Origin of the sequence: Thioclava sp. L04-15 (assembly GCF_002020275.1) — a bacterium.
GTDB lineage: Bacteria > Pseudomonadota > Alphaproteobacteria > Rhodobacterales > Rhodobacteraceae > Thioclava > Thioclava marina.
On sequence record NZ_MPZW01000015.1, the window covers coordinates 1 to 26,920 of the forward strand.

The window sequence follows — 26,920 nt, forward strand, 5'->3', positions numbered from 1 at the left end:
TTGACTACATTGAGCGCTATGATCGGTTCAAATCCAGTGTCGACGCGTTGCTGGACATGCCCGCCCCAATGGTGGATCTACTGCGAGGTTTTCTGGAACAAGGCAACGGCACGCTATCCAGACGTGCCTTGCGCAATGAGTTCTCGGCGCTGACGGAAGAGGAAGCCACCCTGATCGAGGAGGCCTACGCGGCAGCCTGGCCTCACGACTGAATTCCTCCAGGGCTACCCCATCCCCGGCCCATTAATCTCGTCATCGCGCAGAGCTCCTTGCGTTTCCACGCGCGTTCGTGGTCGCAATTGAACGAGATGGACGGCTCCGCCTGGAGGCTCTGCCATTGTCGAAGCGTATGCTCAAATCCGCTAATCAATCCCCTGATGTCATCGGAGACCCTTCAACTTTTCTTCGGGCTCGCCAGCTTATCTTCAGGGGAACCGTCAGCGACTTTTGGCTCTGACCGTCAATAAATCTTCACGCACGAACGAGATCCGCTCCGAGAAATCGGATCGGGCTGGAGATCTTTTCGAAAATCCAGTGTCAGCTGAAGCGAGACTCTATTCGGTCGTGCGGGGAGCTCTCAAATGCGACTGCCGCGCAACGAAAGGACAGGCCATGCGTTCGACCCGCGGAAGCAGGGTCGATTTCGCCCGCAGCTGCCGGGCGCACCAGCGCCCCATCTCGCCATGCGGAAGAAGCACGGTGGAGAGTGCGGGCGAGAGGTGCTGCGCGATCTCCTGGTCGTCGTAGCCGACCACGGCGATATCCACTCCGACGCGCACGCCATGTTCCTTCAGCGCTTCGTAACACCCGAGCGCGGTCAGGTCGTTGGCGCAGAAAATCGCTTCGGGGGGCGCATCGAGGGAGAGCAGCGCGCGGGTTTCGCGGTAACCGCCGCTCGGCATGAAGTTTCCCTGTCGGATTAACTCGGATTCAGGCTCCAGGCCACTTTCGCGCATCGCGCGGACGAAACCCTCCTGACGCTGCTCGGACGCTTCCATCCAGGCTTCGCCCGCGATGAACGCAATCCGTCGATAGCCCTCGCTAATCAGCGCCCTCGTTGCGGCGTGGCCGCCGCGTCGCTCCGCAGGCACCACCGCGCGGAACAGGCCCTCCTTGTCATGGCAATTGAGCAGCACAGCGCGATGCTTGCGGAGCGCGACATGGGGTGACACCTCGCGCGTCAGGATCGAGGCATAGACCACCCCGTCGAGCCCGTCGCGTTGCCATTTCTGCAAGACTTGCTGTTCGTAGCCCGGATCCCCCCCTGTCATCGCGATCTCCACGAGCGCGCCGTCGGACCAGGCCTGTTCCTGGAACGCCTCGATGGAGATGGACGCGAAGGGGCTCGTTGCGATTTCGTCGATCATGAAGCCATAAGTCGTGGGACGACTGCGCGACGGCGGGCGACCCGCTGAACGGTATCGGTAATCCAGTGTCTCGGCGGCCCTGAGAACTCGATCCCGGGTCTCTTTGCCGATCCGCATATCCTCCTGCCCGTTCAGCACGAACGATACCGTCGATTGCGACACCCCGGCTGCAAGAGCCACGTCCTTCATCGTCACTTTCGCTTTTTTTTGCTTTTTCTTTTCAGTCTCTTGCATCGCGACAATCCGGGGTCCGAGGAAAATTTGTTGACAGGTGACGGTCTCTATCTGACATTGCTAATATTATTAGCACAAGAGCTAATGCGAGCTTTGGGAGGAGGCGCATGGCACGGCAAACGACCGGGAAACGCGAAAGGACGCTCTCGCAGCAGCAGGCGGCATGGGCGCTTCTGGCTCCATTTCTCGCCACCTATTGCGCCTTTCTCGTCTACCCTTTCTTCAAAGGCGTCTGGATAAGCCTGCACGACTGGAACCTTCTCGCAGTGGCAATGAACCCCGCGGCGGCGAAATGGGTCGGGCTGCACAATTACGTTCACATGCTCTGGGGACGAAACATGACCTGGGGGCCACTCTCACACCCCCTCGCCCAGCTTCTCGCGCTCGCCGTTCTGGCTGGCGGGTTCGGACTTCACCGGGCGGGCCGTTTGAGTGGCCGCAGCGCGATCCCGATCGCGATCGCGGCTCTACTCATCTTTCTCCTCCTCGGCTTCACGCCCGGTGAAGGCGGTCGCTGGTTCGATCGCAGGTTCTGGCCGACCGTCGGCAACACAGTGCTGTTCGTGGCGCTCGCAGCCCCCGGCACCACCATTGCAGCGCTTCTGCTGGCAGCCGCGCTCAATCGCGAAACCCGAATGATGGCGGTGTTCCGCACGTTGTTTTTCTTAAGCCAGGTCCTCTCGGTAACGGTCGTCACCCTGATCTGGCAGATCATGTTCTCGCCCACGCAGGGGCTAATCGACAACGTGATCCGGGTGTTCGGCGGGTCTCCGGTGAGTTGGCTCACCGATCCGCATTTCGCGATGCTGGCGATCGTGGTCACGACGATCTGGTGGTCACTGGGCATCGCCATGATCCTGTTCCTCGCCGGGATGCAGGACATCAACCGCGAAATCTACGAGGCGGCGGCCCTCGACAATGCGCGGGGATGGAAATCGTTCTGGTTCATCACCCTGCCGAACCTCAAACGAACCATCACGCTCGTCGTCGTCTTGCAGATCATCCTGCATTTCCAGGTCTTCGGGCAGTCGCACCTGATGACGCAAGGCGGCCCAGATGACCGCACCCAAGTGCTTGTGCGCTACATCTATCAGTCTGCCTTCCGCGACAGCGAGATCGGGCGCGCCTCTGCCATGGCGGTCTTCCTCTTCGCGATCATGAGCGTCTTCGCCGTGATCCAGTTCCTCATCGGTCGGGAGAAAAGCGAATGACGTCGAAACGCAGTTATTACTGGCTCTGCATAGCGCTTGCCGTTCCCGCCTTTATCTGGCTCGTGCCGACGCTCTGGATGGTGTCGCTTTCGTTCCAGCCGAACGAGGTCCTGGCGCGAACCACCGCTTCGACCTGGCTGGGCATGATCCCGATCCCTTTCACGTGGGACAATTACGCAAAGCTCTTTTCCTTTGGGGATACGCCGCGCTGGTTTTTCAACTCGATCGTCGTTGCAGGCGGCATGACCCTCGCGGTGCTCGCCGTCTCGACGACCGCAGGCTATGCGCTCGCCCGGCTCGAATTTCGCTTCAAGACCGCAATCACCATCTTCATTCTGCTCGGCCTGATGGTGCCGGAACAGGCGATCTTCATTCCCCTCTACACGATGTTCGCCAAGTTCGGCTGGCACAACAGCTATGGTGCACTGATCCTGCCGCGGGTAGCAGTGCCGATCGGCGTCTTCCTGATGATGCAGTTCTTCAAGGCCGCGCCGAAGGATATCGAGGACGCCGCGCGCATCGACGGGGTGGGACCGTTCCAGATCTTCTGGTTCGTGATGCTGCCCCTCGCGCGCCCCGCGATGATGACGCTTGCGATCCTGACGTTCCTCTACGCGTGGAACGACTATCTCTGGCCGCTGGTTTCGGCGAGCCACAAGGAAATGTTCACCATTACGCTGGGCCTTGCGAGCCTGCAATCGAACTTCGCGCAATCGGAAGGGCTGGGCCGCGTCATGGCCTCGGGCGTGATCGCCTCGCTTCCGGTCGTCGTCCTTTTCCTGATCTTCCAGCGCTATGTCGTGCAAGCGATGACCGTAGGCGGAAGCAAGGGATAACCGGGGCGCAATTGCCCCATTCATACGGGAGGAAACCATGAAACATCTTGCTCTGGGCCTGGCGCTTGCGGCGGGGCTGGCAAGCCCGGCCGCGGCCGAGCCTGTCACAGTCAATCTCGCGCGGTTCTTCGGTGCTTGTGAGAATGCCGGAACCGACACCAAGACCAGCGTCGGCGAAGCCTGCATCATCCAGTCGATCATCAACGCGGCTAGCAAGGAGATTCCCGATGTGACGGTGAAGACCCTGCCGACCGATTGGGGGAATTACTATGACCAGGTGAAGGCGATGTTCGCGGCGGGCGATCCGCCCGATATCTTCGTCATTCACCGCTCCTCGATCCCCGAATTCGCCTCGCTGGGCGCTCTGGCCGATATCGGGCCGGACCTCGAAGCCGCGGGCATCGACACGTCGGACTGGACCGAGGGTGCGAAAAAGGCCGTGACATATGACGGCAAGATCGTCGCCGTGCCGATGGATTTCCACGCCAACCTCTGGCACGTGAACATGGACATCATGAAGAAGGCGGGCCTCGTGAAGGACGGCAAGCCGATCCTTCCTCACAGCCCCGAGGAACTGCTCGCCCAAGCCAAGAAGGTGAAGGAAGCGACCGGCAAGGACTATCTCGCCGCCGATTTCTCGCAATTCCCGATCGGTGTGCGGCTGGTCCTGTCTCTGATCTGGCAGCAGGGCTCGAACATCTTCGACGGCGATACTGCGACGATCGATACGCCCGAGGCCCTCAACGCGGTCAAGGCGATCACCCAGCTCTTCGATGGCGGTTACTCCAACCCCAAGCTGAACTACGCTGACAGCCAGCAGGAATTCCTCAATGGCAACGCGGCGGTTCTGGTCAACGGCACTTGGGTGGTCAACGAGTATAGCAAGCAGGCGGAGAACCCCGATACCGGGCTGAAGGACTACTACGTCTCCGATTTCCCACAGCTCTTCGACCAACCCGCGACCTGGGCTGACAACCACACCTGGGCGATCCCCTCGACGCTGAAGGATAAGAACCCGGAAAAATACAAGGCCGCTCTGAAGGTCGCAGCCTTCATCTACAATCACGACGCGGATTGGGCGCGCACGGGCCACATGGCGGTGCGCAAGTCGGTGCTCGAGAGCAAGGCCTATCGCGATCTACCGCACCGTGCCGAATACGTGGGCACCGAGAAGATCGCGCACGATACGCCGGCCTCGCCGGAATACAGCAAGATCCAGGACGCGCTGAACCGCAACCTGCAATCGATCTGGCTGACCGGAAAAGACCCGAAGAACGCCCTCGCCGAAGCGCAGAACGAGGTGCAGGACATCCTCGACCAATAACCGACTGCGTTCGCAGTCACCCCCGGAGGCGTTCGATCCACACGCCTCCGGACCTTCCAGCCCCATGAGGACAAGATGAAAGACGACAGGCTTGAGCAGGCAGATCGGTGGAGCGCTGAACGCGCCTGGGCATGGCGCCGCGAGATCGGATGGCTTTGTGGCTTCAACTACCTGCCGAGCGTCGCGGTCAACTTCGTCGAGTTCTGGCGCGGCGCGGATTTCGCCCCCGAGGTCATCGAACGCGAACTGGGCTGGGCGCGCGAGATCGGGTTCAACGTCGTGCGCGTCAACCTGCCCTTCGTCGTCTGGCAGGCCGAGGGGACCGCGCTGCTCGACCGGGTAGACCGCTTCCTTGCGATCGCAGCCTCGCACGGCCTTGGCGTCATTCTCTGCCCGTTCGACGATTGCGAATTCTCTGGCGAGCCGGCCACGCCCGGGCCACAGCCCGACCCCGTGTCCGGCATCCATAACAGTCGCGCCGTGGGCAGCCCCGGCAGGGCGATCGTCGAGGACAGGTCGCGCCGGCCCGAGCTTGAAACCTATTTGCGCGCGATCGTGATGCGGTTCCGCGCAGACCCGCGCGTCATCTTGTGGGACCTCTATAACGAACCGGGAAACCGGATGATTTTCCGCTCCGGTCGCTATGAGAGCTACCCTGAAAGGCTTGAGGAAGCGAGCCTGTCTCTGATGTGTGACTGCTTTGCTTGGGCACGGGAGTGCGCCCCCAGCCAGCCGCTCACCGTGGCCGCATGGTCGGTGCCTGGAGATGGCACGTCCTACACGACGGAAATCGACCGAACCGCGCTCGCACTCTCCGATGTCGTGACCTTCCACGCCTATGTGCCGCGCGCAAGAATGGAGGCGACGATCGCGGCGCTCAGCGTGCTGAAGCGGCCCTTGATCTGCACCGAATGGATGGCACGCAGCCTCGACAGCACGATCGCCGAGCAGATTCCGCTGTTTCGCGAAACCGGCGTCGGAGCGCTGCAATGGGGCTTCGTGCGCGGGCGCAGTCAAACTTGGCTGCCTTGGCCTGACGGAGTATCAGGCACGGCCAAGATCGGCGCGGACGGCGCGTGGTTCCACGACCTCGTGGACGAAACTGGCCAGCCCTACTCGTCGGCAGAAATTTTGGAGATCAAAGCCGCGACCCGGCGTTAAACTCGCGGAGAACCTGTCCTGCGGGATCATGGTAGAAGGACGCTCCGCAAATCCGGCATTCGCGTCGCCAGGATCGAAAGTCCGGAATAGGGCCGAACGATGTGTCAGCACCACGAAACACTGAGCCGCGCACCATCGCGCTATCGCTCGGCTCTCCTGCGTCAGTCAGCTTTCGCCGCCTCGGCCTCGCGCGCCTTCTCCAGCAGCTCCGCAACCAACGGGTTCGGAAACCGGCGCTGCAGGGTCACGGCGTAGAAATCCTCGCCGATATCGAGATCGAAAGGCGCAGTCATGAGCAACCCTTCACGGAGTTCGTCTGCCAGAACGACCGCGGGCGTGATCGCAAGGCCTGCATCCTCTCGGGCCAGAAGGCGGATCATGGCCATGTCGTCGACTTCCGCCGCCACTTGCGGGCGCAACCCGTGTCGCGTGATCAGACTGTCGAACCCGGTCCGGATCGAACTGTCGGTGGGCAGGATCACAGGCTCCTCGCGCAGCATCTCCTCAAGCGTGGCATGCCGCAGCCGGTGGGGTGTGCCATGCAAGAGAACCTTCTGTTCTGCGACGCGATGCGCGATGAAGCTCGAGAACACGTCGCGGGCGGGCGGCTCGGTCGTCAGAACCACGTCGAGCGCCATCGCCTGCAGCGCCTCGAACAGCACGTTCGCGCTGCCTGACCGCAACACGATCTCCACATCCTGACGCCCGATGATCGGTGCGAGAAACCCGATCTGGAAGTTCCGCGAAAGCGTCGAGAGCGCCCCGATGCGCACCGCTTGACGCCCCGCAGAAGCCTGCCGCAACGTGGCTTCAAGTTCTTCGCCCGCCTCGAAAATCCGCTCCGAATAGTCGAGCGTGATATGGCCCACCTCAGTCAAAACCAATTGGCGACCGCGGCGCTCGAACAGCTGGTGCCCGATCCGCGCCTCTAATGTGCGGATCTGCGTCGAGAGCGCCGATTGCGAGACGTTCAAACGCTCCGCTGTGCGCGTCAGATTCCCGTCCTTCGCGACCTCGTGGAAATAGCGCAGATGATGATAGTTCAGCTCCGACATCGTTCCATTAAACAGAACGATATGGGGCAAACAATGAATTTTTATTCAAGATGAACCACCGCTACCTCTCCCCGGAACGGAATGGAGGTTGCCATGTCTTATCTTCTACTGCTGCCCCCGGCGCTCTTGATCGCGGTCGGGACAGATCTGCTTCTCCGCCCTGCGACACGGGCCGGGGCGCGCCTGCGTGGGCCGGAACTGGCCGCGGTGCTGGGGCTGCTCGCGACACTCATCGCGGCGGTGACGCTTGCGCTGTCAGGGCCTCAGACGAGCCCGCTCCTTGGCGCGGCGAGCATCGGGCTGTCGGCGCGCAGCGATATCGTCAGCATCTCGCTGGCGCTGACGGTCGGCTTCGTCGGCTGGGTGACGCTGCGCTTCTCGCGGGTCGCCCTCGATGGCGAGGCGCGGCAGAGCTGGTTCATGGGCTGGATGAGCCTGACACTCGCCTGCGTTCTGGCTCTGGTGGTGGCGGGCAACCTGTTCCAGCTGATGGTCGCCTGGGTCGCAGTCGGCTCGGGCCTGCAGCGACTCCTGCTCTTCTACCCCAAGCGTCCCGGCGCGCAGCGGGCGGCACGCAAGAAATCCCTTAGCGGGCTGATCGCAAGCGGCGCGCTTCTGATCGCGGTGAGCCTGCTCGCGTATGGTTTCGGCACAACCGACATCGCGCGTATCGCCGAGGCCGCGCGCGCCGGAAACGGGCCGTCCTCGCTCTGGATCGTGGCGGGCCTTCTCGGCCTCGCGGCGGTGTTCAAATCCGCGCTGATCCCGACTCATGGCTGGCTGACCGAGGTGATGGAGGCCCCGACCCCGGTCTCGGCGCTGATGCATGCGGGCGTGGTCAATGCCGGAGGCTTCCTGCTGATCCGCTTCGCGGACGTGATGCTCGCAGCGCCCGGGGTCCTGGCGGCGCTGGCGCTGATCGGCGGGCTCAGCGCACTCATCGCGGCAGCGGTGGCGACGACGCAATCGGCGGTGAAGACCTCGCTTGCCTGGTCCACCTGTGCGCAGATGAGCTTCATGGTGCTGCAATGCGGGCTGGCGCTATTCCCGCTGGCGCTGCTGCATATCGTGGCGCATTCGCTCTACAAGGCGCATGCCTTCCTGTCCTCCGGCAGCGCGGTCGCCGCAGTGGCGCAGCAGCGCCGGCCCGGCCCTGTCGCTGTGCCGGGCGCCGTGGCGGTGCTGCGTGCTTTCGCGCTCTCGCTTGCGATCTATGGAGGGGCGCTCGCGCTCTCCGGGCTCTGGCACGAGCCGCCACAGGCGATCGCGCTCGGTGCCATCCTCGTCTTCGGTTTGGCCTACCTGATCGCGCAGGGGCTGGCGGAGGCCGCACCCTGGCCTCTGTTCTGGCGCACGACGCTGATGTCTCTGGGCGCGACCCTTGGCTATTTCGCGCTGCATTGGGGGGCGAATGCGCTCTCGGCGGGCACCCTGCCGCCGCCGCCCGTCGCCGATCCGCTGATCTGGCTCGTGATGCTCCTGACCGTCGTGGGCTTCGGTCTCGCGGCCTGGGCGCAGGCGACCTTCCCGCTTTGGGGCAGCCATCCGGCTGCGGCGGGGCTGCGGGTCCACCTGATGAACGGTCTCTATCTCAACGCGCTCTCCGATCGGTTGATCGGGCAGACGCCCCTCAAGAAAGGTTAAGGCAATGAGTTTCCACAGCTATCAGTTTCCCGGCGCCACGCTGCAACTCTTTGCCGCCGCCGAAGATGCGTTGGCACAGATCCCGCCCGCCTTCGGTCTGGAGGCGACGGTCGCGGTGAACCCCTACCTCGGTCAGGCCGGAGAGAACCGCCTTCAGGCCGCGACCCGGCTGGCGCGGGTGGCGGGCGCCCGGATCACCGCCCCGCGCGAGGTGATCGCCGCGTGGTTCGAGGCCGGGCGCGTGACCAAACAGGACATCGCCGCCGCCGCGGTCGGGGCCGGGCTCGATCCCGATGAGGTGCAAAAGGCGCTTCATGCCCCTTCGCCCGTCTATTGCCACGATCCAACGCTGGCCGATCTGGCGGCGCGGGAAACCGGGCAGGATTGGCCCGCTCTGATCGCGGACCGGGTCGGTCTGTGGGCTGGCGGGCATTTCGACAAGGGACAAGCGCTCTGGCCCGCACCGGGCGGATCGGCCTTCAAGGCGTGGCGGGCTTTCGCGCTACGCGACCTGACGCCCGGCTTGCACGGACTGCGGGGCTTCTGCGCCTTCGTGGCGAGCCTGCCAACGGATCCACGCGCGGCCTTCGCGGAGTTGACGGGACGGCTTGGCCTCAGTGCGGAGGCCGCGCCGCTATATCTGCACCGGCTCGCGATGAGCCTTGGCGGTTGGGCACAATATGTGCGCGGGCTCGGCTGGGCCGATGGGCTGAAGGGCGAACGCAACGCGTTGGGGTTCGAGATGTTGGTAATCCGGCTCGCTTGGGAGGTGGCGCTGCTCGACTGCTTCGCCGACCAACTCGCCATGCCCTGGACGCAGGCGCTGAAAGCTCATGCCGCGCCGCTGGAGCCGAGCCACGATCTACGCATCGATCTGGCCCTGCAGGAGGCTGCCGATCAGGCCGAGGAGCGGGCGGTGGCCGAAAAGCTCGCCACCTCGGGAGGGAGGGGTGGCGCACCGACGCCGGACATTCAGGCGATCTTCTGCATCGACGTGCGCTCCGAGCCGTTCCGGCGGGCGCTGGAATCCGCTGATCCCGGGGTGCAGACGCGTGGCTTCGCGGGGTTCTTCGGCCTGCCGATCGCGCATCTCGGGCTGGCCTCGGATCAGCGCGAGGCGCGCGCTCCGGTGCTGCTGGAGGCGGCGCTCAACTCGCAGGTCGCGGTGAGCGGCAAGGCAGACCAGGCGGAACGGATCACCCGGCGCGCGACCCGCGCCTGGGGCCGGTTCAAACTGGCCGCGGTCTCATCCTTCGCCTTCGTGGAGGCGGCCGGGCCGCTCTATTTGGGCAAGCTATTAGGATCGGCGATGGCGCAGGACGACGCCCCGTCCCCTGAACCTGTGCCCGCACTCGACCTGCCCTCGGACGCGCGGATCGCACTCGCGGGCCGGGTGTTGCGGGCAATGTCGCTTACCTCCGGTTTCGCGCCAGTGGTGCTGATCGCCGGCCATGGGGCGCATGTCACAAACGCGCCGCATGCGAGCGCCCTGCAATGCGGGGCTTGCGGAGGCCATGCGGGCGATGTGAACGCGCGGCTTCTGGCCGAGCTGCTCAATGATCCGGTGGTGCGCAAGGGGCTGTCGCGGAACGGTATCGCGATCCCGCCTGAGACGCGCTTCCTCGCGGGGCTGCATGACACGGTCAGCGACGCGCTGCACCTATTCGACGAAGGGCTCGGTGCGGTGCCGAAGGCGCATCAGGTGCGGCTGCAAGCAGCGCTCGCGAAGGCAAGCGAAATCGCACGGACGGCACGGGCGCAGGCCCTGCCCCGCGCGACTTCCGAGGCTGATTTGCCTCGGCGCGGCAAGGACTGGTCCGAGTTGCAGCCCGAATGGGGTCTGACCGGGTGCCGTGCCTTCATCGTGGCACCGCGGGCGCGCAGCCTGGGCTGTGATCTTGGCGGGCGGGCCTTCCTGCACGATTACCATTGGCGGCAGGATGAATGCTTCGCAACGCTCGAATTGATCCTGACCGCCCCCGCAGTGGTCACCAGCTGGATCGCACTGCAATATCATGGCTCAGCCACCGCGCCCGAGGTCTTCGGGGCAGGCAACAAGCTGCTGCACAACGTGGTCGGCGGTATCGGCGTGTTCGAGGGCAATGGCGGCGATCTGCGGGTCGGTCTGCCGATGCAGTCGCTGCATGACGGGGAACAGTTGCGCCATGATCCTCTGCGGCTCTCGGTCGTCGTCGCAGCCCCGACGGAGGCGATCTCCGGCGTGCTGGAGCGGCATCCGCAACTTAAAACCCTGTTCGACAATGGCTGGCTGTCGCTGCAGGCGATGGATGAAGCGGGCCGGATCTGCGCGCGCTATGACGGCGGCGATTGGTCCGAGCCCGCGCAAGCACCCCAGATCCGGGCGGCGTGACCGAGACACCAGTTCGAACGTGGAAAAGAGGGGGGGTGCCCGCGCGAAGTCCCATCACGCGCGGGCAACCGGGAGAAACGCCTGCCGTTGGATTGGAGGAAGCGGCAGGCGTCCCGTTTACATCTTCGGCATAATCACCGAGTCGATGACATGGATCACGCCGTTGCTGGCCTCGATATCGGCCTGGGTGACAGCCGCCTCATCGACCATGACGGCGGGGTCAGTCTTGATCGTGACCTGCGAGCCTTGAACGGTCTCGGCCATCATCCCGTCGCTCAGGTCGCCCGACATGACTTTGCCCGGCACGACGTGGTAGGTGAGGATCGCCGTCAGCGTGTCCTTGTTCTCGGGCTTCAGCAGGTCATCGACCGTGCCGGCGGGCAGTTTGGCGAAAGCCGCGTCGGTGGGGGCGAAAACGGTGAAGGGCCCCTCGCCCTTGAGCGTATCGACAAGCCCCGCGGCCTGAACGGCCGCGACCAGCGTGCCGAAGCTGCCCGCGCCGACGGCGGTATCGACGATGTCCATCTTGCCATGACCATCGGCATAGATCGGGGTGGAAACGAGGGCGGTGCCTGCGACGACCGCCGCCATGAAGGTTCTTCTCAGCATACTCATACTCCCTTGTTTGGACCCTTTGCGGATCATGGGAAAGTTACGGGCGCTGGCTGAGATCGGATCACAGAAATCTCTCGGAATCGCACGCAATCGCGAGCGGTTTTGAGCCGAGAGGCCCCCACGAGGAGCCCCCCGGAGGCGCTCAGTAAAAGCCGATTTCCTTCACGTCGATCAAGGCGTCATACTCCTTGCCATAAGCAACGACGCCGATGGATTTGAGGTCTTTCGCGCGAGGCTCAGCGCGCAGCAACCCGCCCGATGGCGTGAACGCCGCGAAGGGCAGTTTCACCTCCGTCCAACCTGTGGTGGCATGAAACCGCGCCTGATAATACTGCCACGGCAACAGCATCGTGCGGCTGCGCAGATGGACGAAGTAATCCTCGTCATTGCCGCGCATGACGATCCGCACGCCGCGCGCGCCCTCTGGTGGCGCATCGAGTTTCATCTGCATCTGGATGAAACCACCGCGGTTCTTCGTGCTGACCTTGCCGCTGAGGCGGGCGAAATATGTAGCGCTCTCGCGCTCGAAGCTGACCTGCCCCGTCGAGACGCCGCCCATCACGGTATCAGTGAAGACACGCCAGCGGGTCTCTGGGTGGTTCGAAAAGGTCTCTGGGGGCATTTCTGGGGGCATCGGTTCACCTTGGGCAGAGATCGTCGCGCCAACGAGCATTGCTATCGTGAGCAGGAATTTGAGGGTCACGGGCATCCTCCAGCCTCAGGTTGCCGGGTCAAGAATATCACGCGGCAATCGAAGCACGAGGGCGATCGCCGCCAGTTTCAGCGCGCAGGGCACGAGCGCATAGCTGACATTGAGTGCATCGAGCGCCGCCCGGCTGTTCTCGCCATCGGGCTGGTAGCCGAAATACTGAAGCAGCGGCAGCACGGTCCCGGCGGCGATCGCCAGTGTCGCCTTGGCGCTGAAGTTCCAGATCCCGAAGGCCTGCCCCGCCTGGAGCCCCGCACGCGACAGGGCGGCGGCAAAGAGCGCCGAGAGGATCACCATATCCGCGCCAAGCGCGATGCCCGAGCCGATGCAGATCGCCGCGAAGGACAACGCGGCGCCCGGCGGCAGGCTGAACGCACCGATGAAGCTCACGATCGCGAGAATCATCGCGGCCAGAAGCACCCGGCGGGCGCCGACATGTCGGGCGAGACGCCCCCAGATAGGCGCACTTGCGCCCGCGGCGATGAAGAAAAGGATGAGGAAAGGTCCGGCGAGATCAGGCAGGCCAAGACGGTCTCCCACGAAGAACAGAAAAAGCGTCGACGTGACGGCCACAGGCAGGCTGTTGACGAAGGCCAGCAGCAGGAGCCAGCCCGCGCCGGACCCGATCAGCCCCCGCCAGTTCAGTCGCATCGACGTCACTTGCGTCTTGCGCCACAGCGGCCGCGCCAGCACGATCGCGATCAGAGCCAGCAGAGCGATGAGCCAGCCGAACGCCACATAACCATCTGCTTGCGCGGAAACATTCGCAAGCAGCGTCGGCGCAATCGCCCCGAGAGTCACACCGATCAGAACACCCGTTTCGCGCCAACCCGCAAGGCTCAGCTGCGCCCGGGGCTGCCCCGTGCCCGCGAAGGCGGCGCTCTGGCCGTAGATCAGGATCGTCCCAAGGCTATAGCCCGTAAACGCCACGACCAATCCACCGGTCAGCCAGAGCGCAGGGTGTCCCTCCGGTGGCAAAGAAAAGACCGCCACGCAGCCCGCCGCGAGCAGTCCCATCGCAAGGACTGCGAACCCAGCTCGAAAACGCGCCCAGCGGTCTGTCACATATCCCAAGAGAGGATCCTGCAGGAAATCCACAATCCGGATCAGCAGCAGGATCGCTCCGACTTGACCAAGCGAAAGATCAAGTCGCGTGGTCGCGAAACTCGGCAGGTGGATATAAATCGGGATGCTTGCTGTGGCGAGCGCCATCGCGAGAAAGCCCACACGCCAGTAGTCTCTTGGCTGCTCCACCGGCGTCGAACTCATCGGACGCGCCGCCCCGTTCGCCTTACAAAGAGCCAGACGACGCCGGGGCGCAGTTTCAGAAAGACGCGATAGGTCAGTTCGAGGAGGGTCTGGACGAGCGGCCACCGTGCGATGCGCGCCAGACCACGCCAGCGCGGGAGATGGGACCAAAGTTCGGCGAAAGCAGCAGCCCCCGAGACGAGACGCCCATCCCCCTTGCGGACGTGGAACCGAGCCAGCGCATCGGCCCGGCTCAGCCCGTCAGGCAGGGTCGCGCCCGGCTCGGAGAGATCGACGAACGCGAGCGCCTCCGCGCCCGGTGTCTCCTCATAGAGACCGATCTCCGCGCGACACAACGGACACCCTCCGTCATAGTAAACGGTCGCCTTGGAGGTTTTGTGCATCGCGGCATGGCGCACGCTATCACCCATCTTCAGTTTGGTTGATGAGTATTACGCGGTTTGACGATACGAGGATCTTTTGCCGGAGGGCGCTTCTCCAAAATACCCCGGCGAGAGCGTGGACTGTCCTGATGCCAGCTGAGCTCGTCTTCACGCTTGCTGTCCTATTTCCGCTCCCAGTGGTCCTTTCGAGCGCCCTCCACTTATCCTCTGCGCCCGCGGTCCGGTAGGGCATAGCGAACAAGGATACGATTGTCTGCAAGCCATCTGAGAAACGCGGGGCTATTCACGTCGCATGCCCCGTTTGAAACCGAGACAGATCGCGCGCGTCATCCCGGCCCGCAAATGCGGGTCGGTGATGTTGCCTAAGTCGCGCGGGTTAAAGACAAACCCGTCCCAGATCAGCACAAAAGGCATATCAGCATTTAGCAGCCACCTTGGCCGAGCGCTAGAATGTTGCGAAGAAGCGCCCCTTTCCAGCCACCGACATGCGCACGTCAATTCGCTCCAACTCATTGGTGTCCGTCACCAGCCATCATGCCGCGCCTAATGGGCAACCATAACGTGCCTGACGACCGAGTAATCCTCTAAGGCGTAGGAAGACATATCCTTGCCATATCCTGATTGTTTCATGCCTCCGTGCGGCATCTCATTGGTCAGCATGAAATGGGTATTAACCCAAGTACAACCATATTGCAGCCTCGCGGCAACCTGCATTCCCTTGGACACGTCCTTGGTCCACACCGACGAGGCGAGGCCATAGTCGCTGTCATTGGCCCATTTGATCGCATCGTCGGGATCGTCGAACCGCGTGACGGAGACCACGGGGCCAAAGACCTCGCGCCGCACGATCTCATCGGTCTGAAGCGCGCCCGCAACCACCGTAGGCTTGTAGTAGAATCCCCGCCCCTCGGGTCGTTCGCCCCCAGTGGTGATCTCGATATGATTGGCTTCGCGCGCGCGCGCCACGAAACTCGCAACCCGGTCGCTCTGGCGCTGCGAAATGAGCGGCCCGATCTCGTTAAGACTGTCATCCTCGTGACCATAAGAGATCTGTGCGACCGCATCCGTCAAACCAGCGACAAACTTGTCGTAGACCTCGCCCTGCACATAGACGCGGCAGGCGGCGGTGCAGTCTTGGCCCGCATTGTAGAAGCTGAAGGCGCGCAGCCCTTCAATGGTGGCCTCGAGATCAGCATCGTTGAACACGATAACTGGGGCCTTGCCGCCCAGTTCAAGATGCGTGCGCTTGATCGTCTTGTTGGCGGCTTCCAAAATCTTACGCCCCGTCGCGATATCGCCAGTAACCGAAATCATCGCCACTTTCGGATGGTTAATCAGCGCAGAGCCCACCGTTTCGCCGCGACCCAGAATGATGTTCACAACGCCTTCGGGCAACACCTCGGCAAAGATATTTGCCATGGCCAACGCGGTCAGCGGGGTCTGCTCGGACGGTTTGAACACCACCGTATTCCCCGCCCCAATCGCAGGCGCGATCTTCCAAGCCATCATCATCAGCGGATAGTTCCAGGGCGCGATCGAGGCGACGATGCCGATCGGATCGCGGCGGACCATCGACGTATGTCCTTCAAGATATTCCCCTGCCACCGGCCCGGTCATGCAACGCACCGCGCCCGCGAAAAACCGGAAGCAATCCACGATGGCGGGAAGTTCATCCCCCAGCGCGAGCTGGCCGGGTTTACCGCAATTGAGCGCCTCAAGCGCCGCAAGTTTTTCCACCTCCGCCTCGATCCGGTCAGCGATCTTAAGCAGATAGCCCGAACGTTCGGCAGGCGTGGTGCGCGACCAAGCGGTGAAAGCCTTCTCAGCGGCGTCCACCGCCTCTTCGACCTGCGCAAGAGAAGCTTCGGGCAGCGTGGTGATGATCTCACCGGTGCGCGGGTTGAGGATGCTCTCCTCAGTCTCGGTGCCGGAAACGAGCTTTGCGCCGATCAGCATTTGCGTGTCCATGGGGATCTCCCTGTTTTTATTTGTCTGAACCGGCGGTGTGTTCGCCGTCTTTTGTGAGGTAATAGGCCGCTAGGATTGGAAGGACCGTCACAAGGACCACCGCCATCGCGACCACATTGGTCACAGGGCGCTGGCGTGGGCGGACGAGCTCTTCGAGCATCCAGATCGGCAGAGTGGTTTGGTTGCCAGCGGTGAAAGTGGTGACGATGACCTCATCGAAACTGAGGGCAAAGGCCAGCATCCCACCCGCCAGCAAGGCGGTTGCGATATTGGGCAGGATCACGAGGCGGAAGGTCTGCACCCCGTCCGCGCCCAGATCCATGGCGGCATCGATCAGCGCCCCCGACGTGCGCCGAAACCGCGCCACCGCATTGTTATAGACAATCACGATACAAAAAGTCGCGTGGCCCAAAACGATGGTCCAAGTGCTGAACGGAATATCCAGCAAAGAGAAGGCCGAACGCAGGGAAATCCCGGTGATGATTCCCGGCAAAGCGATGGGCAGGATCACCAGAAGCGAAATTGTTTCGCGGCCAAAAAACTTGGAGCGCGCCACAGCAGCGGCTGTCAACGTGCCCAAGATCAGCGCCAGACTGGTCGAGATCGCCGCAACTTTCACCGAAAGGGCCATGGCCTCCCAGACATCCTTGCGCCCCAAGGTGACACCGATCCATTTCAGCGTGTAACCGGGCGGCGGCCATTGAAAGCTCTTCTCCTCAGTCGAGAAGGCGTAGAGGAAAATCAGCGCGATGGGAGCGAGCAGGAAAACGAGCCCACCGAATGCGGCTAGCTTGAGACCCAGAGGAGATCGGTTGTCAGAGTGCATCGAATGCTCCCATCTTGCGTGCGCCCCACAGGTAGATGCCCATGATCACGATCGGCACCACGGTGAAGGCGGCGGCAAGCGGGATGTTCCCAGCCGTGCCCTGCTGGGTATAGACCGCCTGCCCGATGAAGAGGCGCGAATTGCCCACGATCTGGGGCACGATGTAGTCGCCCAGAGTCAGCGAAAAGGTGAAAATCGAGCCAGCCACCACCCCCGGAAGCGCGAGAGGCAGCAACACCATGCGAAAGTTCTGCCTTGGCGTTGCGCCAAGATCGGAAGCGGCCTCGGTGAGATCTTTGGAGACCCGCTCCAAAGCCGCCTGCACGGGAATGATCATGTAGGGCAACCAGATATAGAGAAATACGAGGAAGGTGCCGATATAGCTGACCGACAAGGAATTTCCGCCGATCACGGGCAACGATAAAACCCCCTCCAGCAGCCATGTCAGATGCAGCTTGGCAAAAATCCAGTTCAGGATGCCTTCCTTGGCAAGCACGAGCTTCCAAGCGTAAACCTTGACCAGATAGCTCGACCAGAGCGGCAGCATGACGCCCACGTAAAACAGCGCCTTCCATTTGCCCTTCGCATAGCGAGCAGCAAAATAGGCGATAGGAAAGGCCAGGATCGCCGCGGCGATCGTAACCGATGCGGCCATCGCCACGGTGCGCAGGATGATGTCGAGATTGTAGGGCCGCAGCAGCTCGCCATAGGTTTTCAGCGTAAACTCATGGACCACGACGCCCGAAAATTCGTCGATGGAGAAGAAGCTCTGGATCAGCAGTGCGATGAGCGCGCCGATATAGACGATCCCCAGCCACAGCGTGATCGGCAACACCAGAAGAAAGACGAACATGCGAGGGTGGCGGATGATCCAGTCCACCGCACGCGCCAGCGGCCCGGAGCGCGGGGCGAAAAGCGCAGCATTTGAGCTTAGATCGCTCATGCTTCCCGCTCCATCAGATGCACCCGCGCAGGGTCCCAGGAAATCCGCGCCGCCTCGCCCACATCAGGGGTATCTTCGCGCGCCGGGATCAGAGCGGTCAGGCTTTGCCCCGCAAGAATGAGCGAAAGCTTAGTCACCCGGCCGTGAAAGAACCGACCCGTGACCGTCGCCTCTCGCCCGGCAGGATCAAGCACCACATCCTCGGGGCGCAGCGAGGCCCATTGGCCCACATCCCCGACTCCCGCCAGATCGGCGGGAAGCACGTTGGAGGAGCCGACAAAATCGGCCACGAAACGCGTATTGGGGCAGCGGTAGATTTCTTCGGAGGTGCCGATCTGCTGGATTTTCCCCTCAGCGAAGACAGCAACACGATCGGCCATCGACAGCGCCTCGTCCTGATCGTGGGTGACGAACACAAAGGTAAGACCCAGCGCGAGTTGCAACTTGCGCAGCTCTTCCTGCATCTGCTCGCGCAACTTTAGATCAAGCGCCCCCAAAGGCTCGTCCAGTAACACCACGCGCGGCTTGTTGATCAACGCGCGCGCCAGCGCGACACGCTGGCGTTGCCCGCCAGACAACTCCCCAGCGCGGCGATCACCATAGCCGCTCAGTTCGACAAGCTCCAAGGCCTCTTCGGCGGCGCGGTGACGCTCAGCCTTTCCCACGCCCTTCACCCGCAACCCGAAAGCCACGTTCTCGCGCACATTCATATGCGGAAACAATGCGTAGTTCTGAAATACAGTATTCACGTTGCGCAGATAGGGCGGCACGCCCTCGGCACGTTCACCAAAAATCACAATATGCCCGGCGGTCGGTTGTTCGAACCCCGCGATAAGACGCAGGCAGGTCGTCTTACCCGAACCGGATGGGCCGAGCATGGCGAAGAATTCTCCATCACGGATCGAAAGGTCGACCTCGTCCACGGCTTTTACGGATCCGAAATGGCGCGAAACGCCTTGGAAGGTCACGGCATCAGTCATCTTTGGTCTTTCTGGGGCAATGCGCCCGGACCCGAAAAGGGGTCGGCTCCGGGCGGTCTGGAGCGATTAGCGGCCGCCAATCACACCGATGTAGTCGGACACCCAGCGGTAGTAGGGCACGCAATTGTCTTGGCCGTCACAGTTCGACACCGGAGTTTGCCAGAACTTGATCTTGTCGAAATCGTCGAGACCGTTCTCGGAACAGCCCGCAGCGGTTTGCATCCCCGATCCGTCGGTGCAAGCCTCGGGCACGGAGGGCACTGCACCAAACCACACCGAGAGATCGGATTGCAGGTTCGAATTCAGCGAATGCTCCATGAACATATAGGCGCAATTCGGGTGTGCGGCCTCGGAATGGAGCATCAGCGTATCGGCCCAGCCCGTTGCGCCCTCTTGCGGAATTACAGACGCGACCGGCAGGCCGTCGGCCTTGAGCAGGTTGACCATGAACGGCCAGGAGGAGGAGGCCACCATACCTTCGTTCTTGAAATCGTCGATCTGGATGAAAGCGTCATGCCAATAGCGCGACACCAGCGTGCGTTGCGTGCGTAGAAGATCGAGCGCGGCGGCATATTGGTCTTCGTTAAGCTCATAAGGGCTGGTGATGCCAAGCTCGGGCTTGTGGGCCATCAGATACATCGCGGCATCCGCGATGTAGATCGGCCCGTCATATGCCTGCACGCGCCCCTTGTTGCTTTCGCCATCCGGGAGGGTCATCTCCTCGAACACGACGTTCCAGCTTTTGGGCGCCTCGCCGAACACCTCGGTGTTATACATCAGCACGTTCGGCCCCCACATGAAGGGCGTGCCGTAATGGGTGCCTTTGACGGTGTGCCACGGGGCGTCCTTCAGGCGATCATCGACGCGCGACCAGCTTGGGATCAGATCGATATTGACCGGCTGCACGCGACCACCTGCAATCAGGCGCAACGAAGCATCGCCCGAAGCAGTCACTAGATCGAAGCCCCCTTCGTTCATCAATGCGACCATTTCGTCCGAGGTGTTGGCGGTTTTGATTTCGACCTTGCAGCTCGTCGCCTCTTCAAACTTGGTGACCCAGTCGAAGGCCGGATCGGTCTCGCCGCGCTCGATGTAACCCGGCCATGCGACGATGGAGACGCTGCCTTCCCCTGCGCCCACTTCACTCAGCATATCGGCGGCCTGCAGCGGAAGCGTTGTGGCAGCCGTGAGTGCAAGGCCTGATACGCAGGCTTTGAAAAACTGTTTCATGATGACTTTCCCTGTTGCAACGAGAGTTGGAACTCTCTTGCACACCAGCCTGTGAAACTCCGTGAGCTTTCACAAATTCAATTCTCAGGTTTTAGCTATCGAAAAAACAGATACCTTGGAATCATCGCGTATTTTTATGGACTTGCGCCGCAAGAACAAATTCACGCGCCACACGCGAAAGAGGGGCACCTTTTCTCCAAACGACTCCAACCTGCACAACTGGAAGGCTTCCCGACACATCTCTGGACACGATGCGGTCCCCTTCGAGAGACCAGCGGCGATAGACCATTTCCGGCAAGAGCGCGATTCCCGCGCCCGTCGCGACCAGCGAGCGCACGGCCTCCACAGAGCGGGTTCGAAAAGCCACACGCGGGCGCGCCCCAAACGCCGACAGCAGCTTGCGCGTCGCTTCCTCGACCTCGTCGATCCTCAACATGATCATCGGCTCGCCCGTGAGATCCTCAATCGAGACGGAGGTCCGCGTCGTCAGCTCGTGCCCGTTGGGCAGCCAGAGCTGGTAGGGAGAGGTATCGATGATCTCGCTCTGTAGCGCCATGCGGTCGCGCATGTTGCTAGTCACCATCACCGCCACGTCCAACTCTCCGCCGACTAGGAGATGCTCGAGGTAATCGCCCGAGTCTTCCGATGCCGTCACCTCGACTTGCGGATTGGCACGCCGGAACCGGGCAAGAATATCCGATAGCACATAGCCCGCCACGAGCGACGTCACCCCTACATGCAGGGTCCCGGTCAGGTCGTCGCTCTCCTGCGTCAAGGCATGTCGGGCATCGGCGACCCTCGCGAGAATGCCCGTGGCATGGCGCAGAAACTGATGTCCTTTATGTGTAATCTCTAGCCCGCGTGCATGACGAGTGAACAACTGCACGCCGAGATCAGCCTCCAACTCACGGATCGCTTCGGTCACCGCGGATTGTGAGATCGCAAGCGTTTGCGCGGCGCCCGACACGGTGCCGGCCTCGGCGACCGCGATAAAGTAGCGAAGCTGTCTGAGTGAAAATGCCATCTCATGTTCTTAGCGTGTCAATAGAAGCGACGTCTATCGCGCACGGAATTTCATGACAGACCGCACAACTCTGAATTGGCGCACCAGTTTTGTCGTGAAACCGTCAGCGTCAGAGACGGCATTCTCTGGGAGAGCTGGAGCCTAGATGACAAGACGTGTCAATGCGCGTTCAAAATTGTGACTAGCTTGCTCGCGACAACGGCAATGACAACCATGTGTGATTTTCTGGCATCTCGTGATCGGTCAGCGACGTTTTGATAACCGGGCTATATTGGCTAGCAACCAGAGCAACCTGAGCGTCCGGAGCCACCATCACAGCATGACATACGCGTCAAAACTGTGCCCTTCGTGGCAGAGATGGCCCGTCCGCAGCCAAGGCGCGGAGCTTGGCAGCAACGGTTCAGGCCACCTAGCCCCTTCGCGCCGGCCCTCGCTGCCGAGATCACCCCATCCCCGGCCCATCAATCTCATCATCGCGCGGCCCCCGCAGACCGCCGCCCCCAACCTCCCCGCTCAGCACCAGAAGATCCAGAATACCCTGGATCATCCGGTCTTCGTCGCTCTCGCCAAGCGCCTTGAGGCAGTGCGGCAAATCCTCCATCACGACAGCGCCACCCGAAATTTCAGCATGACCTTCGGTGAGCGCGGTTATGACCTCGCCAACGGCGGCTTGCTTTTCCTCGAACGCCCGGCCTCTGCGATCAAGCTCCCTGGATCGTTGATCTACCCGCGACCTGATATCCACGAGCCCACGCATGGGTCGCAAGAGCCCCACGCGCAATTCCTCCGGGAGCGCCCGTAGAAGAGATGCGTCCTTCATCACGAGCTTGCCAGTGGCCGGGTCGCGCCGCAGGGGTCCACCTGCAATTTCCGCAAGAGCGCCTTCCATTGCAGCAAGTGCATCTTGGTAAGTGATCTGGATCTTTTCGGCCTCAGTGCGCGCCGCCTCGACCTCCTCCGATCGCTTGGCAAGTTGGTCTGCAACTAGACGCTGCGCCCCTCGCTCCTTGGCAAGATCTGCCTTGTCTTTGATGACACTCGCCTCGCGCCGGTCGAGCTCAACCTCGCGCTTTTGCTGCTTCTCCTCGCGCGCCCGCACATCCGCATCCTGCGCATCGATCTCCCGCACGCGGGCCTCCATTTCCGTTTTCTGTGACGCCAGGGCAAGGCGCTCGGTGCGTTGCTCCTCGCTCAGACGATCGAGATCTTTGCGCCCCTCATCGATCGAGGCCAACAACTCTGTTTTGGCAACCTCCAACGCCGCGAGCTCTGCTTCCCGCTCTTCGATCTCCCGCGGCAGATCTTGGTGGAGAGCCCGGACACTCCGATGTAGTGTCTCGACATAATTCGCTCCTGCGGCAAGGCGATCGAGCTTGCGATGCCCACGCTGTATTCCTGGGCAGAAGCACGCGAGCACGCGATGCGTGAGATCCTGGATCGAGGCGGTGGCATCGCGCTTGATCTTGTCGCTGAGCGCATGGCCGGAATGGTCGTAGGCGCGCAGCATGAAATGCGCGTGGATCGTCGTTTCATCGAGGTGAACGACCAGTGACTCCACCTTTGTGGCGAACTTCTTGGCGAGGCTCCGGGCGAGCTTTCTAAATGCCCTGTTCTGACGCTTCGGCGAGAGCTTCTTGAAATCTCGTGCGGCAAGCACGCCGAAGCTGATCACCCCTCGTAAAACCACCGCCGCGTTCGATTTCATCTTGCGCTGACGACCAGCCTGTTCGCGGAGCCGCGCATTCTCGGCGCGCACCTGTGTGAGCGGACGCAACCGCATCAGCACGCGGTTGTCGCGCAGCTTCGTCTGGTCGACATAGGCGGGGATGCGCCCCAACCGATAGTCATGCATGCGCTGACTCTTTGCCTTTGAGAGGGTGCAGGTTTGTATATGGGTCGACGCGGCCCGAGGATTGGAGCGCGCCAGTTCGGCGGGAGGGTTTACAAGATCTTTCATGAGACCCAGTGTCCCTCGCCGACCTGAAAATTCCGGTCTGAAAATTTCAGGAAAATTCCATGCTTCGTATCGGAGAAAGTTTGGAGTGGCATACCCACTAGGGATAACCTTTTAGGAGAGGAACTTTTCACACCAGGCGGCTCGGAAACCGAACCGCTTCCTGCGGGTTATTTTTCACGTTGTTTCCTTGACTGAGGCGCATCGCTTTCCAGACGCCAGGATCCTGCTCTCTGGCGGCAGCGGCGCCCTGAGCGACCTTGCCCGAGAGCGCATACCGGGCGCTGAAGTCATGGCGGCCGCCTTTCGCGAAACAGGCATCGCGCCAACCCAGACCCTCCGGGTGAGCACTTAAGAGCTTGCCTCTCGTGGCGCGCCGCGTATATACTTCAATATATCCAAGGAGCCATGTAATGATCGAAACGAAGGTCCGAAAAGTTGGCAACTCCGCAGTCATGACGCTGACGACCGAAATGCTGACGATCCTCGACGCCAAAGAAGGCGACACGCTTTTCGTCCTGCGTGGCGATGATGGCAGCCTGAAGATTACCCCACATGATCCCGCTGTGGCGGCTGCACTGGCGGCGGCAGAGATCGTTATGGATGAAAACCGTGATCTTCTCCAGGCGCTCGCGTGACGGAGCCGAACTGGGTTCCGCTTGCCGCCGTCCTTGCCATCCATGATCGACAGATTGCTCGCCATGGCGGCGCGTCCGGGCTGCGTGACAGGGCACTCTTGGAGATGGGCTGCGCCCGCGCGATAAATCTCGCCGCATATGCCGAAGCGGACCTCGAAGAGATTGCGGCGGCCTATGCCTTCGGCATCTCAAAGGCGCATGCTTTCGTGGACGGCAACAAACGCACCGCTTTCGTGACGGCACTCACGTTTCTGCGGCTCAACAACTTCTCCTTCAGACCGCCCCCGATCGAAGGCGTTCGAATGATGGAGGACTTGGCCTCGGGCCAGGTCGACGAAGCAGTATTCGCCAAATGGCTCTCGCAAGGCATGATGCCGATCTGACCTGCTCGAAGGTTTTTCGAGACATTAGGTCACTCAAGCGAAAAGCGCTATTCGCTCGCCGTCATCACGCATTGAACCCACTTTCGAGCGCCTATCTGATCAAATCTTGCTTTCCATGAGGGATGTATTACGATGTATGACGCCGCAATCGAAAGAGCAAACCATGGGCAGCTCGCCATACTCCATCCGTCTTGACGACGAACTGAGAAAATCTCTCGAACGCGAAGCGGAAATCGAAGACCGTTCGCCTGCCCAGCTCGCAGTGCGCGCCATTCGATCCATGCTGGACGCCAAGGCCGCCAAGCGGGCCGCCATAGACGACGCTTTGGCGCGTGCCGAAGAGGGAGCTTTCATTTCCGCCGAAGCGATGAACGCCTGGATCGATTCATGGGACACAGGCCATGAGTCCCCTGCCCCGAAACCGGACATCACGCCTGACGACGCATGAAGATCGTATTTGTTGAAGATGCGACCCAGGACATCCGGTGGTTTCGCTATCACTATCAATCGGTTTTTCCAGAAGGTAGCTCCAAGGCCCGCGCGAACCTGAAAGCCATCCAGCAGACGCTGGCCGCCAATCCTTATGCGGGACATCCCAGCGATTCAGGGCGCGCTGTGCGAGAACTCTCGATTCCTCGGACACCGTTCTTGCTGATATATCGCGTCATGCCGACCCAGATCGAAATTCTCCGCCTTTGGGATAACAGGCAGGAGACGGATTACTGAGAGGATACTGATAGGAGATACAAGGTGGGCATTCGGCGAAGACTGCGGGCGTTCACTTTCGATCAGATCCGTCCGGTAGAAGCTTTGGGTTTCCGAGGCTTTGGCGCCCATTTCCGGGCGAGGCGTTCGAAGTTGTCGAGGATACGGTCGATATCTGCCTCATCAGGATCGAACTTTGCGCCATGCCATTCCAACATGTCTGCGTGGGCTTCGTGTTGCGGATCGGCGATGGCGTCCAGGAAGTCCGCGTAACCGGGAAAGCCGCCGACATCTTCCGGCGGGCAAGCCCCGATGGCCCTGACAAGGCGCGGATATAGGACACCCGGGATGGCATCATCGATTTTCTCGACCTTGATTACGTGGTGCCAGTTGTCGCCAAAGTCGTAGATGTAATGGATGGTCCTGGTTCCCACATCTTCGAGCACATCAAGTAGGCTGGTCTTACTGGCCGGCATCGGGCCCTCGTAAAACCCATCTGGATCTGGCACGCCCCAGCCGACGCCGCCGGCCCTGAACTCATAGAGGTGGCTATCAGTCCATCCCATGGCGGACTGGATAACATCGTGCAGGCGGTTCAGCTTGATCTTCAGCGGCACATCGAAGCGCCGAAGCACCTGAGGCTCGACGTCAGATAATGTCACCTTGAGGCGCGCGACCAGCGTCATGCAGCAATCCTCTTCAATTCTGTTGCGGCGTTCCAATTCCATGGCAGCAAGTCATGCAAAGCGACATCGCCATATCCGGCAGACGGGCAAGCACATCGGACCGCTATGCCTGTGGATCGATGTAGGTCATCTTTGCCGAGACCAGCAAGAACCTCTCGAAGATTGGACAGTTCGTTGAGCGGCAGAGAAGCTGAGAGCCCGTTTGCTCGGAGCATGACCTTGTTCGCGGTTCAGTCTTCAGGAGCCATAGACCGATCAGGTCCGGCTCCGTGCGATCACCTTGGCTGCACTCAGCGGTTGATACGTGTCTTCCGGGGCTGCGAAGGCATGGGTCAACTCGACCTTCAGGCGATTGAAGGTCTCATGCTCCACCCTCTCCTTGTCGCGCCGGATCAAGTCGCGGATGTATTCGCTGGCATTCTCATAGGACCCGTCACCCACGTTCGCCGAGACAAAGTCACTCAAGGTCCCACCGAGACGGACGGTCAGCGTGGTCGTTCGTGACATCGCACAGCACCTCTTACGTCGCTCGTATTCTGAATAACCGAAAACAAGCACAGACAAAACTGGCCTGCGCGACCGTGTTGCGCGCCTCGATGCCGAGGACCGGCGAGTTCGCGCAAATCAGCCTTGGGCCTGCACACGCCCTTTTCCGTATTCCTTCAAGAACTGGGCCGGTTGTGCTCGATAGACAACGAGATCGGTCGCGCGACAGATCGCACCTGCGCAGCGAACTTCTTGGTGCAACAGGTCGCGACGCTGCCCAACGCAACCGTCGTCTTCGCCTTTGGGAGAAAGGCGAAGCATTACTTGGCCGGCATTGGCATCGACTATGTCGGCGCATATGCCCTCGCGCCTCCGGGTGCAAACCACAATCCAGCTCGCCCGAGCTGGGAGGCGGCAATTGCCGAAGTCATTTCCCGCCGGTGACGGACAGCATCAACGGCACTCATCTTGTAGTTAGCGATCAGGTCGGCATGCCATCAGCAAGCAAATAATTTACACTTGTAAGCTATCAGGTTACACATAGATATGATAAAGACCTTCGCGAACAAGCAGCTCAAAGCCCTGTGGGAGACGGGAAAGTCAAAAATCGACGCACGGATGCACAGCCGTATTCTGCGTCGGCTGGATGCCGTCGACGCAGCGACCGCGCCAGAGGACATGAACCTTCCGGGCTTCGACTTTCACAGCCTGCGAGGTCACAACCCAACCCGCTACACGGTCCATGTGAATGGCCCGTGGTGCATCACTTTCGAGTTCCACGGCGGCGACGCTTATGTGCTGGACTACGAGCAATATCACTAGGAGGCAAAGATGAGCCGCAATCCTGCCCGCTGCCCGACGCATCCGGGCGAACTGCTCCGCGAGGACCTGATCCCCGCGACCAGGAAGTCCAAGACC

General features: G+C 61.5%; 27 protein-coding genes and 1 pseudogene. 13 read left to right on the top strand and 15 right to left on the bottom strand.

Annotation, left to right across the window (positions count from 1 at the left end):
* Positions 1–212: pseudogene (locus BMI90_RS18835) on the top strand (cell filamentation protein Fic); the annotation flags it as partial.
* Between the two features lie 342 nt (positions 213–554).
* Here BMI90_RS18835 and BMI90_RS17765 read toward each other — a convergent pair.
* A complete protein-coding gene (locus tag BMI90_RS17765) occupies positions 555–1,601 on the bottom strand; it encodes a LacI family DNA-binding transcriptional regulator (RefSeq protein ID WP_078530820.1) in 1,047 nt (348 codons plus the stop codon).
* 107 nt (positions 1,602–1,708) lie between these two features.
* Here BMI90_RS17765 and BMI90_RS17770 point away from each other — a divergent pair, with 107 nt between their 5' ends.
* The 4 genes from BMI90_RS17770 to BMI90_RS17785 all read left to right on the top strand — a co-directional run bounded on the left by BMI90_RS17770 (position 1,709) and on the right by BMI90_RS17785 (position 6,133).
* Complete coding sequence (locus BMI90_RS17770) at positions 1,709–2,812, top strand: sugar ABC transporter permease (RefSeq protein WP_078530821.1); 1,104 nt, start codon at positions 1,709–1,711, stop codon at positions 2,810–2,812.
* Complete coding sequence (locus tag BMI90_RS17775) at positions 2,809–3,648, top strand: carbohydrate ABC transporter permease (protein WP_078530822.1); 840 nt, start codon at positions 2,809–2,811, stop codon at positions 3,646–3,648. Before BMI90_RS17770 ends, BMI90_RS17775 begins: the two co-directional genes overlap by 4 nt.
* Positions 3,649–3,685: 37 nt before the next feature.
* On the top strand, positions 3,686–4,972 hold the full coding sequence (locus tag BMI90_RS17780; RefSeq protein WP_078530823.1) for an extracellular solute-binding protein: 1,287 nt from the start codon (positions 3,686–3,688) through the stop codon (positions 4,970–4,972).
* Between the two features lie 75 nt (positions 4,973–5,047).
* Positions 5,048–6,133: a cellulase family glycosylhydrolase gene (locus BMI90_RS17785; protein WP_078530824.1), complete on the top strand. Its 1,086-nt coding sequence runs from the start codon at positions 5,048–5,050 to the stop codon at positions 6,131–6,133.
* 161 nt (positions 6,134–6,294) lie between these two features.
* Here the strand turns inward: BMI90_RS17785 and BMI90_RS17790 are convergent, their stop codons facing one another.
* Positions 6,295–7,188, bottom strand: coding sequence for a LysR family transcriptional regulator (locus BMI90_RS17790; RefSeq protein ID WP_078530825.1), 894 nt, complete (start codon positions 7,186–7,188; stop codon positions 6,295–6,297).
* A 93-nt stretch (positions 7,189–7,281) separates the two neighbouring features.
* On the opposite strand from BMI90_RS17790, the gene BMI90_RS17795 reads away from it, so the two are divergent.
* Entirely contained in the window at positions 7,282–8,832 is a 1,551-nt protein-coding gene (locus BMI90_RS17795) for a proton-conducting transporter membrane subunit (RefSeq protein ID WP_078530826.1), read from the top strand.
* Between the two features lie 4 nt (positions 8,833–8,836).
* Positions 8,837–11,203 (top strand): DUF2309 domain-containing protein, encoded by a 2,367-nt coding sequence (locus BMI90_RS17800; protein WP_078530827.1) that lies wholly within the window; start codon positions 8,837–8,839, stop codon positions 11,201–11,203.
* 117 nt (positions 11,204–11,320) lie between these two features.
* Here BMI90_RS17800 and BMI90_RS17805 read toward each other — a convergent pair whose 3' ends face one another.
* From BMI90_RS17805 to BMI90_RS17855, 11 genes are all read right to left on the bottom strand, one after another.
* Positions 11,321–11,812, bottom strand: coding sequence for a fasciclin domain-containing protein (locus BMI90_RS17805; protein ID WP_078530828.1), 492 nt, complete (start codon positions 11,810–11,812; stop codon positions 11,321–11,323).
* 148 nt (positions 11,813–11,960) lie between these two features.
* Positions 11,961–12,521, bottom strand: a complete 561-nt coding sequence (locus BMI90_RS17810) for a CIA30 family protein (protein WP_246831583.1) — start codon at positions 12,519–12,521, stop codon at positions 11,961–11,963.
* A 15-nt stretch (positions 12,522–12,536) separates the two neighbouring features.
* The gene (locus BMI90_RS17815; protein WP_246831584.1) at positions 12,537–13,796 is read right to left on the bottom strand and encodes an MFS transporter; all 1,260 of its coding nucleotides are present in this window, start codon (positions 13,794–13,796) and stop codon (positions 12,537–12,539) included.
* Positions 13,793–14,206, bottom strand: coding sequence for a DUF393 domain-containing protein (locus BMI90_RS17820; RefSeq protein ID WP_078530829.1), 414 nt, complete (start codon positions 14,204–14,206; stop codon positions 13,793–13,795). Before BMI90_RS17820 ends, BMI90_RS17815 begins: the two co-directional genes overlap by 4 nt.
* Before the next feature lie 516 nt (positions 14,207–14,722).
* Positions 14,723–16,147: a gamma-aminobutyraldehyde dehydrogenase gene (locus BMI90_RS17825; RefSeq protein WP_078530830.1), complete on the bottom strand. Its 1,425-nt coding sequence runs from the start codon at positions 16,145–16,147 to the stop codon at positions 14,723–14,725.
* Positions 16,148–16,163: 16 nt separating this feature from the next.
* Positions 16,164–16,973 (bottom strand): ABC transporter permease, encoded by an 810-nt coding sequence (locus BMI90_RS17830; protein WP_078530831.1) that lies wholly within the window; start codon positions 16,971–16,973, stop codon positions 16,164–16,166.
* Complete coding sequence (locus BMI90_RS17835) at positions 16,963–17,916, bottom strand: ABC transporter permease (RefSeq protein WP_078530832.1); 954 nt, start codon at positions 17,914–17,916, stop codon at positions 16,963–16,965. Before BMI90_RS17835 ends, BMI90_RS17830 begins: the two co-directional genes overlap by 11 nt.
* Positions 17,913–18,896: an ABC transporter ATP-binding protein gene (locus tag BMI90_RS17840; RefSeq protein WP_078530833.1), complete on the bottom strand. Its 984-nt coding sequence runs from the start codon at positions 18,894–18,896 to the stop codon at positions 17,913–17,915. Before BMI90_RS17840 ends, BMI90_RS17835 begins: the two co-directional genes overlap by 4 nt.
* 66 nt (positions 18,897–18,962) lie before the next feature.
* Entirely contained in the window at positions 18,963–20,126 is a 1,164-nt protein-coding gene (locus BMI90_RS17845; RefSeq protein ID WP_078530834.1) for an ABC transporter substrate-binding protein, read from the bottom strand.
* 121 nt (positions 20,127–20,247) lie between these two features.
* Complete coding sequence (locus BMI90_RS17850; protein WP_078530835.1) at positions 20,248–21,150, bottom strand: LysR family transcriptional regulator; 903 nt, start codon at positions 21,148–21,150, stop codon at positions 20,248–20,250.
* 442 nt (positions 21,151–21,592) lie between these two features.
* Entirely contained in the window at positions 21,593–23,107 is a 1,515-nt protein-coding gene (locus BMI90_RS17855) for a plasmid recombination protein (RefSeq protein WP_146671343.1), read from the bottom strand.
* A 410-nt stretch (positions 23,108–23,517) separates the two neighbouring features.
* Here BMI90_RS17855 and BMI90_RS17860 point away from each other — a divergent pair, with 410 nt between their 5' ends.
* The 4 genes from BMI90_RS17860 (at position 23,518) to BMI90_RS17875 (ending at position 24,851) form a co-directional block, all read left to right on the top strand.
* Complete coding sequence (locus BMI90_RS17860; RefSeq protein ID WP_038074397.1) at positions 23,518–23,742, top strand: MazE family transcriptional regulator; 225 nt, start codon at positions 23,518–23,520, stop codon at positions 23,740–23,742.
* Complete coding sequence (locus BMI90_RS17865; RefSeq protein WP_078530837.1) at positions 23,739–24,125, top strand: type II toxin-antitoxin system death-on-curing family toxin; 387 nt, start codon at positions 23,739–23,741, stop codon at positions 24,123–24,125. The genes BMI90_RS17860 and BMI90_RS17865 overlap by 4 nt, the downstream gene beginning before the upstream one ends.
* 136 nt (positions 24,126–24,261) lie before the next feature.
* The gene (locus BMI90_RS17870; protein ID WP_146671344.1) at positions 24,262–24,573 is read left to right on the top strand and encodes a hypothetical protein; all 312 of its coding nucleotides are present in this window, start codon (positions 24,262–24,264) and stop codon (positions 24,571–24,573) included.
* A complete protein-coding gene (locus BMI90_RS17875) occupies positions 24,570–24,851 on the top strand; it encodes a type II toxin-antitoxin system RelE/ParE family toxin (RefSeq protein ID WP_078530839.1) in 282 nt (93 codons plus the stop codon). The genes BMI90_RS17870 and BMI90_RS17875 overlap by 4 nt, the downstream gene beginning before the upstream one ends.
* 62 nt (positions 24,852–24,913) lie before the next feature.
* On the opposite strand, the gene BMI90_RS17880 is transcribed toward BMI90_RS17875, so the two are convergent.
* Complete coding sequence (locus tag BMI90_RS17880) at positions 24,914–25,558, bottom strand: plasmid pRiA4b ORF-3 family protein (RefSeq protein WP_246831585.1); 645 nt, start codon at positions 25,556–25,558, stop codon at positions 24,914–24,916.
* A gap of 213 nt (positions 25,559–25,771) precedes the next feature.
* On the bottom strand, positions 25,772–26,023 hold the full coding sequence (locus tag BMI90_RS17885) for an addiction module antitoxin (RefSeq protein ID WP_078530841.1): 252 nt from the start codon (positions 26,021–26,023) through the stop codon (positions 25,772–25,774).
* 123 nt (positions 26,024–26,146) lie between these two features.
* On the opposite strand from BMI90_RS17885, the gene BMI90_RS17890 reads away from it, so the two are divergent.
* Positions 26,147–26,446 carry a hypothetical protein gene (locus BMI90_RS17890; RefSeq protein ID WP_210401979.1) on the top strand — a complete coding sequence of 100 codons (300 nt, stop codon included), beginning with the start codon at positions 26,147–26,149 and terminating at the stop codon, positions 26,444–26,446.
* A gap of 102 nt (positions 26,447–26,548) precedes the next feature.
* Positions 26,549–26,824: a type II toxin-antitoxin system RelE/ParE family toxin gene (locus BMI90_RS17895; RefSeq protein ID WP_078530842.1), complete on the top strand. Its 276-nt coding sequence runs from the start codon at positions 26,549–26,551 to the stop codon at positions 26,822–26,824.
* The last annotated feature ends 96 nt before the right edge of the window (positions 26,825–26,920 follow it).